Origin of the sequence: Streptomyces sp. NPDC056160, assembly GCF_042268205.1 — a bacterium.
In the GTDB taxonomy this organism is placed as follows: Bacteria; Actinomycetota; Actinomycetes; order Streptomycetales; family Streptomycetaceae; genus Streptomyces.
Window position 1 is genome coordinate 56,057 of record NZ_JBHJUW010000035.1, and the last position, 15,257, is coordinate 71,313.

At 70.9% G+C, this 15,257-nt stretch carries 6 protein-coding genes, 1 tRNA gene and 1 rRNA gene; 1 reads left to right on the forward strand and 7 read right to left on the reverse strand.

The features are described from left to right. Positions 1-99: 99 nt before the first annotated feature. The 4 genes from ACFC02_RS15795 to ACFC02_RS15810 form a co-directional block, all read right to left on the reverse strand. A complete protein-coding gene (locus ACFC02_RS15795) occupies positions 100-954 on the reverse strand; it encodes a helix-turn-helix domain-containing protein (RefSeq protein ID WP_376356852.1) in 855 nt (284 codons plus the stop codon). A 585-nt stretch (positions 955-1,539) separates the two neighbouring features. Continuing rightward, the gene (locus tag ACFC02_RS15800) at positions 1,540-4,383 is read right to left on the reverse strand and encodes a DNA translocase FtsK (protein ID WP_376356854.1); all 2,844 of its coding nucleotides are present in this window, start codon (positions 4,381-4,383) and stop codon (positions 1,540-1,542) included. Between the two features lie 179 nt (positions 4,384-4,562). Beyond that, positions 4,563-5,243: a two-component system response regulator gene (locus ACFC02_RS15805; protein WP_376356856.1), complete on the reverse strand. Its 681-nt coding sequence runs from the start codon at positions 5,241-5,243 to the stop codon at positions 4,563-4,565. 315 nt (positions 5,244-5,558) lie between these two features. Beyond that, complete coding sequence (locus ACFC02_RS15810) at positions 5,559-11,081, reverse strand: HAMP domain-containing protein (protein ID WP_376356858.1); 5,523 nt, start codon at positions 11,079-11,081, stop codon at positions 5,559-5,561. 339 nt (positions 11,082-11,420) lie between these two features. On the opposite strand from ACFC02_RS15810, the gene ACFC02_RS15815 reads away from it, so the two are divergent. After that, entirely contained in the window at positions 11,421-14,189 is a 2,769-nt protein-coding gene (locus ACFC02_RS15815; RefSeq protein WP_376356860.1) for a SpoIIE family protein phosphatase, read from the forward strand. 73 nt (positions 14,190-14,262) lie between these two features. On the opposite strand, the gene ACFC02_RS15820 is transcribed toward ACFC02_RS15815, so the two are convergent. From ACFC02_RS15820 to rrf, 3 genes are all read right to left on the reverse strand, one after another. After that, positions 14,263-14,335 (reverse strand) — tRNA-Thr (locus tag ACFC02_RS15820). Positions 14,336-14,376: 41 nt separating this feature from the next. Continuing rightward, the gene (locus tag ACFC02_RS15825; RefSeq protein ID WP_376356862.1) at positions 14,377-15,072 is read right to left on the reverse strand and encodes a DegT/DnrJ/EryC1/StrS family aminotransferase; all 696 of its coding nucleotides are present in this window, start codon (positions 15,070-15,072) and stop codon (positions 14,377-14,379) included. A 99-nt stretch (positions 15,073-15,171) separates the two neighbouring features. Further along, positions 15,172-15,257: ribosomal RNA gene (rrf, locus tag ACFC02_RS15830) — 5S ribosomal RNA — on the reverse strand; the annotation flags it as partial.

Sequence of the window (15,257 nt, forward strand, 5' to 3'; positions counted from 1 at the left end):
AGGGGTTGGCCGATCTCGGCCAACCCCTCCACAGTCCGTCCGCCCGCGCCCCTGCGCCCGGGCTGCCCACCGGTTCGCCCCCGGTCCGCGGGCTCGGGCTCACCCGACCTGCGGGTCGCCCTTGGTGTAGGTGAGGCGCTCCACGGCGCCCGGCTGGAACTGGTCCTCGATCTTCTTGCCGTTGACGTAGAGCTGGACCGCGCCGGCGTCGCCGAGGATCAGGTTGATCTTCGTGCTGTCCTGGAAGGTCTTGGACTCGCCCTTGCTCAGCAGCCCGTCGAAGAGCATGCGGCCGTTGTGGTCCTTGGCGGAGATCCAGCTGCGCCCGTTCGGCGCGCTGACCTGCACGGTCACCTTGTCCTGGGGCGCGGCGGCGATGGCGCTGTCGGAGGGGGCGGGCTTCGGGTCGGCGGGCCGGGTGTGCTTCGGACCGGGCGAGGCCGAGTTGGTGCTGGGGGTGGAGCCCTCGGCGACCTGGGCCTTGGCGCTGCTGTCACCGCTGCCGCCGCCCTTGAAGGCGGTGAAGCCGACGAAACCGATGACGACGACGATCGCGGCGACCATGGCGGCGGTCCAGTTGGGGCCGCGCCGCTCCGGGCGGATACGTTCCGCCTCGAAGAGCGGGGCGGCGGGGGTCGGCGCGGGGCGCCCGCCGTGCTCGGCGTCGTACTGGGCGAGCAGCGGGGCGGGATCCAGATGCACCTCACGCGCCAGGGTCCGGATGTGCCCGCGGGCGTAGACGTCCCCTCCGCAGGGGGCGAAGTCGTCGGCCTCGATGGCGTGCACGATGGCGATGCGGACCCGGGTGGCGGCGCTGACCTCGTCGACGGTCAACCCGGCGGCGAGCCGGGCGTCCTTCAGAACTCGGCCGACGGAGGGACGGGCAGAGGGGCGGGCTTCCTCGGAAACGTCTTCGAACGGACGCTCGTCTTCAGGGGAGTTGCCGATGGACACGGGGGCGCCTTTCGAGCGTGTAGCCGCCTGTGCTGGAGGTTCAGTCTAGGGGTGTGCCAAAGGATGGAGCGACCCGGCGGCGGTACTTTGTACGCCATCGGAATGGCCGGACAATCCGATGGTGGAACGGGCGCGGAGTCGCTGGCGGTGCCCGCGCCGGGACCTCTCGCTCAACTTGACGTGCGGCCAGGCGAAAGGGTTGCCCACCGTGGGCTAACGGGTGGATCACGGTCCGTCCGCCCGCCCTCGGCGTACCCGCCCGCCGGGCGGCCGTCGGCCCCGGCGGACGTCCTTGCGCCTACCCCCCGCTCCCGCCTCGAATCCGCCCGGGCTCCCGGTCCCGCCCGTCTCTGTGGCGCGGCTCCCGCCTCCCCCGTGCTCGCCGGTCGACCGCCGGCCCCAGGCCTCGCCCGCCCGTCCTTCTGCCTCGACCGCCGGCTCCAAGCCTCGCCCGCCCGTCTCTGTGGCGCGCTCCCGCCTCCCCCGTGCCCGCCGGTCGACCGCCGGCCCCAGGCCTCGCCCGCCCGTCCTTCTGCCTCGACCGCCGGCCCCCGGTCCGGCCGCCTGCGCCTCCGCCTCGCGCGCCTATCCCTCGGTCTCGCCCCGGATCACGGCCAGCACGCCGTCCAGTTCGTCGGCCTTCACCAGCACGTCCCGCGCCTTGGACCCCTCGCTCGGGCCGACGATGTTCCGCGACTCCATCAGGTCCATCAGCCGCCCGGCCTTGGCGAAGCCGACGCGCAGCTTGCGCTGGAGCATGGACGTCGAGCCGAACTGCGTGGAGACCACCAGCTCGGCGGCCTGGCACAGCAGGTCGAGGTCGTCGCCGATGTCCTCGTCGATCTCCTTCTTCTGCTTGCTGCCGACGACGACGTCGTCCCGGAAGACCGGCGTCATCTGGTCCTTGCAGTGCTGGACGACCGCCGCGACCTCGGCCTCGGTGACGAAGGCGCCCTGCAGCCGGGTCGGCTTGCTCGCACCCATCGGCAGGAACAGCCCGTCACCCTTGCCGATCAGCTTCTCGGCACCCGGCTGGTCGAGGATGACGCGGCTGTCGGCGAGCGAGGAGGTCGCGAAGGCGAGCCGGGAGGGCACGTTGGCCTTGATCAGACCGGTGACGACGTCGACCGAGGGCCGCTGCGTGGCGAGCACCAGGTGGATGCCCGCCGCGCGGGCGAGCTGGGTGATGCGCACGATCGCGTCCTCGACGTCCCGCGGCGCCACCATCATCAGGTCGGCCAGCTCGTCCACGATCACCAGCAGGTACGGATAGGGCTGCAGCTCGCGCTCGCTGCCCTCGGGGGACTTCACCTTGCCGCTGCGCACGGCCTCGTTGAAGTCGTCGATGTGCCGGAAGCCGTACGCGGCCAGGTCGTCGTAGCGCAGGTCCATCTCGCGGACGACCCACTGCAGTGCCTCGGCGGCCCGCTTGGGGTTGGTGATGATCGGCGTGATCAGGTGCGGGATGCCCTCGTACGCGGTCAGTTCGACACGCTTGGGGTCGACGAGGACCATGCGCACGTCCTCCGGGGTCGCCCGCATCATGATCGAGGTGATCAGGCAGTTGATGCAGGACGACTTGCCGGAGCCGGTGGCACCGGCGACCAGGATGTGCGGCATCTTCGCGATGTTGGCCATCACGTAGCCGCCCTCGACGTCCTTGCCGAGCGCGACCAGCATCGGGTGGTCGTCCTCGGCCGCCTCCGCCAGGCGCAGCACGTCACCGAGGTTGACCATCTCCCGGTCGGTGTTGGGGATCTCGATGCCGACCGCCGACTTGCCGGGGATCGGGCTGATGATCCGCACGTCCGGGCTGGCCACGGCGTACGCGATGTTCTTCGCCAGGGCGGTGATCCGCTCGACCTTCACGGCGGGGCCGAGTTCGACCTCGTAGCGGGTGACCGTCGGTCCGCGGGTGAAGCCGGTGACGCGGGCGTCGACCTTGAACTCGGTGAAGACGTTGGTCAGCGCGTCCACGATGGCGTCGTTGGCGGCGCTGCGCGCCTTGCCCGGGCCGCCCCGCTCCAGCAGGTCCAGCACGGGCAGGGAGTAGGTGATGTCGCCGGAGAGCTGGAGCTGTTCGGCGCGCGGGGGCAGGTCGCGGGTCTCGGCGGGCGGGGCCTTGGTGAGGTCGCGGACGCCGGGGACCGGCTTCTCGGCCGCCGGACGGGCCGGCGCCTCGTCCTTCGGGCGCGCCGCCGGAGCGTCGGGCCCGGGGCGTACGGCCGGGGCCTCCTGCTCGGGGCGGGCGGCGGGGACGTCCTGTCCGGGGCGGGCGGAGGGGACCGGTGTCGGGGTGGGCGTCTCGGCCCGGTCGCCGACGCTCACGCCCTGGGTGAGGTCGGCGACGATCGGCGAGGGCGGCATGCCGTGCAGGACGGCGCCGTCGAGCGCGGCGGCGGCAGCGGCGGCCACGTCCACGGCGTCCATCTGCCGTTCCATGTCGGGCTGCGGCACGGCCGAACGCCGCGGCCGGCCGCGCCGCTTGGCCAGCGCCTGCTGCTCGGCCTGGTCGGGGTCGTACTCCTGGGGGGCGCCCTGGCGCTTGCGGGGGCGCGTGGGCAGCGCTTCGCGCCACTGCTCGTCGTAGCGCGCGTCGTCCGCGGAGTACTCCGGGTACTCGGCGCCCTCGTCGTCCTCAGGGTCGGGCAGCAGGCCGAGCTTCACCCCGAGCAGCCGCAGCCGCTGCGGAATGGCGTTCACGGGGGTGGCGGTGACGACCAGCAGGCCGAACACAGTGAGCAGCACCAGCAGCGGTACGGCGAGCACCTCGCCCATGGTGTACGTCAGCGGGGTCGCGGCCCCCCAGCCGATGAGACCGCCGGCGTCCCTTATCGCCTGCATGCCGTCGCTGCGGGCGGGCGAGCCGCAGGCGATGTGCACCTGGCCGAGCACGCCCAGAACGAGCGCGGACAGGCCGATGACGATACGGCCGTTGGCCTCCGGTTGCTCCGGGTGCCGGATGAAGCGGACGGCGATGATGCCGACCAGGATCGGCACCAGCAGGTCGAGCCGGCCGAAGGCGCCGGTGACCAGGATCTCGACCAGGTCGCCGACGGGGCCGCGCAGGTCGGCCCAGGTACCCGCGGCGACGATCAGGGCCACGGCGAGCAGCAGCAGCGCGACGCCGTCCTTGCGGTGCGCGGGGTCGAGGTTCCTGGCGCCTTGTCCTATGCCGCGGAAGACGGCGCCGACGGCGTGCGCGAGGCCGAGCCAGAGGGCGCGCACGAGACGGAACACGCCCCCGGTGGGGTTCGGTGCCGGCCGGGGCGCGGGCCTGCCGGGCGCGGCCTTCTTGGCCGGCGCCTTCCGGGCGGGAGCCTTCTTGGCGGGCGCCTTTTTCGCGACGGCCTTCTTCGCCGGAGCCTTCGCGGATGCGGCCGCCTTCTTCGCGGGCGGCTTCTTGGCTGCGGAGGGACGTGAGGCCATAGGTGCGAGATTACCGTCGGAGGCGACCCTGGACACGTGTGCCCAGTGCTTCACCCGTTCGTGTCGTGCCTGAGGGGTCGGCAGTTGACCAGGCCTCACACGGCGTACGGACAGGCGAGAGTTGCCCGGTCAGGGGGCGGCGGGCTCGCCCGGCCGCCCCAACGCGTCGCGGACGCCCGTCAGTTCTGTGACGGGATCGACGAGGGACTGCCCGTACCCGGCTCCAGCGCGTCCAGCGCCCGGCGCAGTCCCGTCAGCTTGCGCTCCAGATGCGCCGCCGTGGCCACCGCCGCGGCGTCCGCGGAGTCGTCGTCGAGCTGCTTGGAGAGGGCTTCGGCCTGCTCCTCGACGGCCGCGAGGCGCGCGGACAGCTCCGCGAGCAGCCCGGCCGCCTCCTTGCCGTCGCCGACGCCGCCCTTGCCGCCGCCCTCCAGCTGGAGCCGGAGCAGGGCCGCCTGCTCCTTCAGCTGGCAGTTCTTCATGTACAGGTCCACGAACACCGAGACCTTCGCGCGCAGCACCCACGGGTCGAACGGCTTGGAGATGTAGTCCACCGCGCCCGCCGCGTAGCCGCGGAAGGTGTGGTGGGGCCCGTGGTTGATCGCGGTGAGGAAGATGATCGGGATGTCCCGGGTCCTCTCCCGCCGCTTGATGTGCGCGGCCGTCTCGAAACCGTCCATGCCCGGCATCTGGACGTCCAGCAGAATCACCGCGAAGTCGTCCGTGAGCAGCGCTTTGAGCGCTTCCTCCCCGGACGATGCCCGCACCAGCGTCTGATCGAGCGCAGAGAGGATGGCCTCCAGCGCCAGCAGATTCTCCGGCCGGTCATCGACCAGGAGGATCTTGGCCTTCTGCACCATGGCCCGCCCTCCTCGCCCCGGCTTGGGGCCGCCCCTGTCCGCAGGAATCGGGGCAGCACCGGTGGGTGCCGCCCCGGGGGACGACTCCCTTGCGCCGTCCGTCCTTGTGCCGGTCATCGTAGCCGCACCCCGCCTGTCGCCACACCCTGTCACCGCGATGTCACTGTGCACGTAGCAGAAACGCGGCGGGAGACCAGAAGGTTCCCCGAATCCCGCACCTCTACACGACATCGCGCACCCTGAGTCAACAACTCCGCGCGCCCGCGAAAGGTTCCCGGGGCCGGGAAACGGATCTTTCCCCCTCCCGGCGCCCCCTCACTCCTCGCCCATCCACTGCCGCATCACGCCCAGCAGGTGGTCGGGATCGACCGGCTTGGTCACGTAGTCCGACGCGCCGGACTCGATCGCCTTCTCCCGGTCGCCCTTCATCGCCTTGGCGGTCAGCGCGATGATCGGCAGTCCTGCGAACTGCGGCATCCTGCGGATCGCCGTGGTCGTGGCGTACCCGTCCATCTCGGGCATCATGATGTCCATCAGGACGACCGCCACGTCGTCGTGCTGTTCCAGGACCTCGATGCCCTCCCGGCCGTTCTCGGCGTACAGCACCGACAGGCCGTGCTGTTCCAGAACGCTGGTCAGCGCGAAGACGTTGCGGATGTCGTCGTCGACGATGAGGACCTTCTCGCCGCCGAACCGCACGTCCCGGTTGACCTGCGCCGCTCCGTCCGGCTGCCCGCCCACCGCGGTGGGCCACTGCTCCTGCCGCTCCTCGTGCCCCTGCTGCTCGGCGGCGGGCAGCGCCCGGCGGCGGCGCCGGAAGAGCGCGGCGGCGCCGTTCTGCGTCTCCTGGTACGACTTCACCTCGGCCGGCGTCTCGACCTGTGCGGCCGTCAGCTCCGAGGCGTGCGACACGCCGGGCAGCTCCGCCAGGTGCGGCTCGCCCGCCAGGTCGTCGGCGTCCAGGGCCGACGTCGGCTGCTGGTAGCCGTGCGGCGGCAGCTCGGCCGGGTGCAGCGGCAGGTACAGGGTGAACGTCGAACCCCGGCCCGGTTCGCTCTGGGCATGGATCTCGCCGCCCAGCAGCTGGGCGATCTCCCGCGAGATGGACAGCCCGAGGCCCGTCCCGCCGTACTTGCGGCTGGTGGTGCCGTCGGCCTGTTTGAACGCCTCGAAGATCACGCCCATCTTGCTGGCCGCGATGCCGATACCGGTGTCGGTCACCGAGAACGCGATCATCTCGGTGTCCGGATCGGTCAGCGAGCCGGCCTCCAGCAACTGCTCCCGGATCGCCTGCGGCACGTCCCCGCGCGCGGGACGGATGACGAGTTCGACCGACCCGGAGTCGGTGAACTTCACCGCGTTCGACAGCAGGTTGCGCAGCACCTGGAGCAGCCGCTGCTCGTCGGTGTGCAGCGTGGCCGGCAGCTCCGGCGACACCCGCACCGACAGGTCCAGTCCCTTCTCCGCGGTCAGCGGCCGGAAGGTGGCCTCCACGTAGTCGATCAGCTCGACGAGCGCGATACGCGTCGGGGACACGTCCATCTTGCCCGCCTCGACCTTCGCCAGGTCCAGGATGTCGTTGATCAGCTGGAGCAGGTCGGAGCCCGCCCCGTGGATCGTCTCGGCGAACTCCACCTGCTTCGGGGAGAGGTTCCCCTCGGCGTTGTCGGCGAGCAGCTTGGCCAGGATCAGCAGGGAGTTCAACGGCGTACGCAGCTCGTGCGACATGTTGGCCAGGAACTCGCTGCGGTAGCGCATGGAGACGGCGAGCTGTTCCGCGCGCTCCTCCAGGACCTGCCGGGCCTCCTCGATCTCGGAGTTCTTCGCCTCGATGTCGCGGTTCTGCTGGGCCAGCAGCTCGGCCTTCTCCTCCAGTTCGGCGTTGGACGCCTGGAGGGCCTTCTGCCGCTGCTCCAGCTCCTCGGAGCGCAGCCGCAGTTGCTCGGTCAGCTCCTGGGACTGCTTCAGCAACTGCTCGGTCTTGGTGTTGACGGAGATGGTGTTGACGCTGGTGGCGATCATCTCCGCGATCTGGTTCAGGAAGTCCTTCTGGATGTGCGTGAACGGCGTGAAGGACGCCAGCTCGATCACGCCGAGCACCTTGCCCTCGAACAGCACCGGCAGCACGATCACCTGCGCGGGCGGCGCCTCGCCGAGCCCGGAGGAGATCTTCAGGTAGCCGCTGGGCGCCCGGTCCACCAGGATCGTGCGCTTCTCCTGCGCGGCCGTCCCGATGAGCGCCTCACCCGGCCCGAACGACGTCGGCATGGAGCCCATCGAGTAGCCGTAGGAACCGAGCATGCGCAGTTCGTAGGCGTTCTCCGGGTCGTCGGCGAAGTCCTTGTCGTCGGCCAGCGGCATGGCGACGAAGAAGGCGCCGTGCTGCGCGGAGACCACCGGCGTCAGCTCGCTCATGATCAGCGAGGCCACGTCCTGCAGGTCGCGCCGGCCTTGCATCAGCGCGGAGATGCGGGCCAGGTTGCCCTTGAGCCAGTCCTGCTCCTTGTTGGCGATCGTGGTGTCGCGCAGGTTGGCGATCATCTTGTTGATGTAGTCCTGGAGTTCCTGGATCTCGCCGGAGGCGTCGACGTCGATCTTCAGGTTCAGGTCGCCGCGGGTCACCGCGGTCGCCACGCGCGCGATGGCACGCACCTGCCGGGTCAGGTTCCCGGCCATCTCGTTCACCGACTCGGTCAGGTCGCGCCAGGTGCCGTCGACGTCCCGCACGCGGGCCTGACCGCCGAGCTGCCCCTCGGTGCCCACCTCGCGGGCCACGCGGGTGACCTCCTCGGCGAAGGACGAGAGCTGGTCGACCATCGTGTTGATGGTCGTCTTCAGCTCCAGGATCTCCCCGCGCGCGTCGATGTCGATCTTCTTCGTCAGGTCGCCCTTGGCGATGGCCGTCGTCACCATGGCGATGTTGCGCACCTGACCGGTCAGGTTGGACGCCATCTGGTTCACCGACTCGGTGAGGTCCTTCCAGGTGCCGGCCACGCCCGGGACGTACGCCTGCCCGCCCAGGATGCCGTCCGTGCCCACCTCGCGAGCCACCTTGGTGACCTGGTCGGCGAAGGAACTCAGCGTCTTCACCATCGTGTTGAAGGTGTCGGCGAGCTGCGCGACCTCGCCGCGCGCCTCGATCGTCACCGTCCGCGTCAGGTCACCGTTGGCGACCGCCGCCGCGACCTGGGAGATGTTGCGCACCTGCATGGTGAGGTTGTTGGCCATCAGGTTGACGTTGTCGCTGAGGTCCTTCCAGATGCCGACGACGCCGGGCACGTGCGCCTGGCCGCCCAGGATGCCTTCCGTGCCCACCTCGCGGGCGACCCGGGTGACCTGCTCGGCGAACGACGACAGCTGGTCGACCATCGTGTTCACCGTGGTGACGAGTTCGAGGATCTCGCCCTTGGCGTCGACGGTGATCTTCTTCGACAGGTCGCCCTTGGCGACGGCCGTGGTGACCTCGGCGATGTTGCGGACCTGAATGGTCAGGTTGTTCGCCATGAAGTTCACGGACTGGGTGAGGTCCTTCCAGGTGCCGGCCACCCCCTGCACCTCGGCCTGGCCGCCCAGGATGCCCTCGGTGCCCACCTCGCGGGCCACGCGGGTGACCTCCTGGGCGAACGAGGAGAGCTGGTCCACCATCGTGTTCAGGGTGTTCTTCAGCTCCTGGATCTCCCCGCGCGCGTCCACGGTGATCTTCTGGGAGAGGTCACCGCGGGCCACGGCGGTGGCGACCTGTGCGATGTTGCGCACCTGCGAGGTGAGGTTGCCGGCCATGCCGTTCACGGAGTCGGTGAGGTCCCGCCACACACCCGCGACGCCGGGCACCTGCGCCTGCCCGCCCAGGCGGCCCTCCGTGCCCACCTCACGGGCCACCTTGGTCACCTGGTCGGCGAAGGCGGAGAGCTGGTCGACCATCGTGTTGATGGTGTTCTTCAGCTCCAGGATCTCCCCACGCGCGTCGACGTCGATCTTCTGCGAGAGGTCACCGCGCGCCACCGCCGTCGTCACCTGCGCGATGTTCCTCACCTGACCGGTCAGGTTGGACGCCATGGAGTTGACGGAGTCCGTCAGCTCCTTCCAGGTGCCCGACACGCCGTCCACGCGCGCCTGACCGCCCAGCCGGCCCTCCGTTCCCACGTCCCGGGCCATCCGGGTCACCTGGTCGGCGAAGGACGACAGCTGGTCGACCATCGTGTTGACGGTGTTCTTCAGCTGGAGCATCTCGCCGGAGACGTCCACGGTGACCTTCTGCGACAGGTCGCCGTTGGCCACGGCCGTCGTCACCTGCGCGATGTTCCTCACCTGACCGGTGAGGTTGCGGAACGCGGTGTTGACGGAGTCCGTGAGGTCCTTCCACGTGCCCGCCGCGCCCGGCACCTGCGCCTGACCGCCCAGCTCGCCCTCGACACCGATCTCCCGCGCCACCCGCGTGACCTCGGCACCGAACGAGGAGAGCTGGTCCACCATCGTGTTGACGGTGTTCTTCAGCTCCAGCATCTCACCGGCCACGTCCACGGTGACCTTCTGCGACAGGTCACCGCTGGCCACCGCCGTCGTCACCGCGGCGATGTCCCTCACCTGTGTGGTCAGGTTCCGGAACACGGTGTTGACGGAGTCCGTCAGGTCCTTCCACGTCCCGGCCACGCCCGGCACGATCGCCTGACCGCCCAGGCGCCCTTCCGCGCCGACCTCGTTGGCCACGCGCGTGACCTCGTCCGCGAAGATCCGCAGCGTCTCGGTCATCTGGTTGATCGTCTCGGCCAGCCGCGCGACCTCACCGCGCGCCGGGACGGTCACCTTCTGCGACAGATCACCGTTGGCCACGGCGGTGGTGACCTGCGCGATCCCGCGCACCTGAGCCGTCAGATTGCCGGCCATCAGGTTCACCGAGTCGGTGAGTTCCTTCCAGGTACCGTCCACCCCCGGCACGTGCGCCTGGCCGCCCAGGATGCCGTCCGTGCCCACCTCGCGGGCGACCCGCGTCACCTCCGAGGAGAAGGCGGAGAGCTGGTCGACCATCGTGTTGACGGTGTTCTTCAGCTCCAGCATCTCACCGGCGACGTCCACGGTGACCTTCCGCGACAGGTCGCCCTTGGCCACCGCCGTCGTCACCAGCGCGATGTCCCGCACCTGGGCCGTCAGCCGGGAGGCCATGGTGTTGACGGAGTCCGTGAGGTCCTTCCAGGAGCCCGACAGCCCGCGCACCCGCGCCTGGCCGCCCAGCTTGCCCTCCGTGCCCACCTCGCTGGCCACACGCGTGACCTCGTCGGTGAACGTGGAGAGCTGGTCGACCAGGTTGTTGACGGTCCGCCCGACCTTCAGGAACTCGCCCCGCAGCGGATGACCGGCCCCGTCCACCACCTGCGTGCGCAGCTCCATCCGCGGGGACAGGTCGCCCTCGGCGACCGCGGACAGCACCCGGCCGACCTCGGAGACCGGCCGTACGAGATCGTCGACCAGCGCGTTGGAGTTCTCGATCGCGGCCGCCCAGGACCCCTCACAGGCACCGGTCTCCAGGCGCTCCGTGAGTTTTCCCTCACGTCCCACCATGCGCCGCACCCGCGACAGCTCACCCGTCAGGTGCAGGTTCCGGTCGGCCACCTCGTTGAAGACGGCGGCGATCTCCGACATCACGCCGTCCCCGGACACCGTGAGCCGCTTGCGGAAGTTCCCGTCCCGCATCCCCACCAGGGCCGCCAGGAGCCGGTTCAGCGCGGCCGTGTCGACCACCGTCGTACCGCCTCGTGTCGTGCGCCGGCCACTCAGGGACTGCCCGGACTGTCCGCCCTTCGCGCGCGTCTTCGTGCCCCGCGTCGCTGCGCCAGACTCCACTGTGTCCCTCCCGCAGGGATCGACCGTCACTGCTGCGTCGTTTTCCGCCCGGTGCGACCAGGCGCACGCGGGGCTGCTGCCCCGCACGTGAAGACCTCACTCCGCCTGCTCGCACCGTCGACAGAAGCCTGCCCAGTGTTTCACCCCCACCGAACCAGGCCATAACAGTTCGGCAGCTTCGCACACCGTCCGCACGCCCTCCGGACGAAAACAGTGGTGACCGGCATCCGCACGGACGGCGAAGGTAAGTAACCTTGCATGCGGCTGTCCAGCCACGCCGGTCCGTCCGGCCTGGGCGGTGGCACGGGAACGAGCGGGCATCGGAGGGCGGCCGCACACATGACCACCGGAGTGATCCCCGGGGGACCGACCCCGGAGCCGCGGCCCACGGGGCCGGCCGGACCCGAGCTGCCGGAGCAGCGGGGCGAGCCGGGCGGCCACCGAGATCTGCCCGAAGACAACCGGACGAGGAGTTCTGTGATCACCGCGCGCGCGGCCGCCAGCTTCGAGCCCCTGGGGCGATCGGTCGCGACCGCCCGGTCCTTCGTCCGCGACACGCTGCAGGGCTGGGGCTTCGGCGACATCGTCGACGACGCCGTGGTCCTCACCAGCGAACTGGTCACCAACGCCGTCGTCCACGCGGGCACCGCCGCGGACGTCCTGTGTCTGCGCAGTGACAACGGGGTACGGATCGAGGTCGCCGACCGCTACCCCGAGCGCGAGGTCCCGCTGCAGAGCGCCGCGGTCTCCATGGGCAGCCCCGACCGCGAGGGCGGACGCGGCCTCCAGCTGTGCGCGGCCCTCGCCGGCCGCTGGGGCGTGGAGTACACGCCCACGCACAAGAACGTCTGGTTCCAGCTCGACCTGCCCGAACGCCCGGTCGGCACCCGCACCGCCGGCCCGTCGCTGCCCGCCGAACTCCTCCCCCTCGCCGACGGCCGGGTCCGCGTCGCGGTCGCCCAGATCGACCGCGGCGGCGCCATCACCGCGTGGAACGAGGACGCCGAGGAACTCTTCGGCTACGCCGCCGAACAGGTCACCGGAAAACCCCTGACCGACCTCGCCGCCTGGCCGCACACCCCCGGCACCGGCACCGGCATCGCCGAGGCGCTGCGGCTCTCCCGCTGGGAGGGCAGCTACGGCATCCGCGGCGCCCACGGCCGCGTCATCCCGGTCTACGCCTCCCACCTGCGCGTCCGCGACACCGACGGCGAACCCTCGACAGTCTGCCTGCTCGTACGCGACCACGAACGCGCCGTCCTGCAGACCCCGTTGCGCACCCCCGCGAACAGCGACGCGAAGACCAGCGCCTCCGACGGCACCGGTACCGACCCCTTCGAGGTCTTCATCGGCTCCCCGGCCCCCGACGACCTCGACGGCCTCCTCCAGCGCACGGTGGAACGCGCCCGCGACATGCTCGACGGCGACGCCGCCTTCCTCCTCCTGGCCACGGACGACGAGACGGAACTGGAGGTCCGCGCCTCCACCGGCCTGCCCTCCGCGCGCCAGCGCTTCGCGCGTGTCCCCGTCGAGGCCGGCCCCGGCCGCTACGGCTCGGCCCGGATGCCCGCCGTCCACGACGACCTGACGGCGGCCCCCGGCGCCGTGCCCCTGCTCGGCGGCACCGGCATGCGCTCCGTCGTCACCGTCCCGCTGAAGGTCGAGGGCCGCCTCACCGGCTCCCTCGGCGTCGCGGCCGAGGGAGCGGGCAGGTACTCCAACGAGGAGGCGCTGCGCCTGCAGTTCGCCGCCGACCGCATCGCCCTGGCCGTCGAGTCGGCCCGCCTGGGCGAGCTGGAGCGACTGCGCCGCGGCTCGCTGAGCTTCCTCGTCGAGGCCTCCGACCTGCTGGCCGGCACCCTCGACCGGGACCAGACCCTCGCCCTGATGGCCCAGATGACGGTCCCCACCCTGGCCACCTGGTGCGCCGTCTACACGATCGCCGACCAGGCCTCCGAGCCCTACCTGTCCTACGTCCTGCACGAGGACGAGGAGCTGATCGACGGCATCAAGTCCCTGCTGTCCAAGATCGCCCCGCCGGACCCCGTGCCCACCCCCGGAGCCCGCGTCTGGTCCGCCCCCGGCGAGGCCGCCCACCAGGCGGCCCTGCGCACCTCCATGCGCAGCCTCAGCCTGGGCGACTCGCACCACCGGATCGGTACGACCATCGGCCCCACCCTCGCCACGGCCTCCGCCGTCGGCGGCGAGACGGTCGTCCTGCCCTTGGTGGCCCGCAACCGTGTCATCGGCATGCTCACCCTGGGCAAGCCCACCGACGAGCACTTCCGCCAGGAGATCCTGGAGCTGGCCGAGGACCTCAGCCGCCGTGCAGCCCTCGCCCTGGACAACGCCCGCCTGTACTCCGAGCGCACGGCCATCAGCCAGTCGCTCCAGCGCAGCCTCCTGCCCCCGGGCCTCCCGCAGGTCGACGGCGTGGAGGTCGACGTCATCTACCGCGCGGCCGGCGAGGGCAACGAGGTCGGCGGCGACTTCTACGACCTCTTCCCCATCCGCGACGGCGCCTACGGCTTCGCCATCGGCGACGTCTGCGGCACGGGCCCGGAGGCCGCAGCCGTCACCGGACTGGCCCGCCACGCCCTCCGGCTCCTCGCCCGCGAGGGCTACGGCGGCCCGGCGGTCCTGGAACGCCTGAACTCGGCGATCCTCGACGAGGGCGCCCGCAGCCGCTTCCTGACCCTGCTGTACGGCGAGCTGTGGCCCCAGGAGGACGGCAGCGCCCATCTGAAGGTGGTCTGCGCCGGTCATCCGCTGCCGCTGCGCCTGCGCCAGGACGGCACGGTCGAACCGGCCGCCGAACCGCAGCCGCTCCTCGGCGTGATGGAGGACCTGGAACTGTACGAGCAGTCGGTCACGCTGGACCCGGGCGACGTCCTGCTCTGCGTCACGGACGGCGTCACCGAGCGCCGTGAGGGGACGCGCATGCTGGGCGACGACGGCCTGGCGGACGTCCTCACCACCTGCACGGGACTTACGGCGGGTGCGGTCGCCGCCCGCATCATGCGCGCCGTGGAGCGCTTCGCGTCGGACGCCCCGTCCGACGACATGGCGATCCTCGCGATGCGGGTCCCGGAGGTCCTGAACGACTGACCCCCGCACCCCGGCCGCGGCGCCGTGGACATGCGAAAGACCCCGCCCGGTAGGGCGGGGTCTTTTCTGTCGGAGCCCCCAAACGGAATCGAACCGTTGACCTTCTCCTTACCATGGAGACGCTCTGCCGACTGAGCTATAGGGGCCAGTCGCCTTTTCGAGGTTTCCCCCGCGGCAACGGAATAGATCATACCCCGAACACGGCCGTGCTCCCAACCGCGACCGGGCCGCCCAGCGCATTGCACGCGGAGACGATCCGTTGCATCTCCCGCCGCGTCAACGACGCGTCCACCGGCAGCGCCAGAGTTTCCCCGGCGGCCCGCTCGGTCTCCGGCAGGGACACGCAGCGACGGAATTCGGGGAGCCGGTGCACGGGCGTCTTCACGGGAACCCGGCAGTCAACTCCCCTGGCCCGCACCGCCCGTGCGAAAGCGTCACGGTCGGGTCGGCCGTTCCCCGGCACCCGTACCACGTACTGCTGGTAGCTGTGCCCGTCGCCCCCGTCGGGTGTCCGTACGCCGCGCAGCCTCGCGTCCAGATAGGCGGCACGCTCCCTGCGCCGTGCCCTCTCGTCGTACGGGGCCTCGGACTCGCCGTGCTCCAGCACGAGCAGTCCGTGCCGCCGCCCGATCCCGTGCAGCCCCGCGAGGTCCGCGGACCGGCCGAAGCGGTGGACGGCGACGACGGCCGCCGTCCTGGGAGTTACGGCCGCGTCGACGGCGGCCGGGTCGAGGCAGTACGTCACTGGGTCTATGTCGGCGAACACCGGTAGCGCACCGGCCTGGACGGCCGCCTCGGCGACCTCGACGTTGCCGAACGCCGGCACGACGACCTCGTCACCGATGCCGACGCCGGCAGCTCTGAGCAGTGCAGCAGTACCCATGCCGCGGATGCTGGCGCGGCAACGTGAACGTCAAGTGACGGGCAACAAAAAAGGGTTGGACCCGGAACCGAAGTTCGGGGTCCAACCCTTTGAATGATTGTTCGGCGGTGTCCTACTCTCCCACAGGGTCCCCCCTGCAGTACCATCGGCGCTGTAAGGCTTAGCTTCCGGGTTCGGAATGTAAC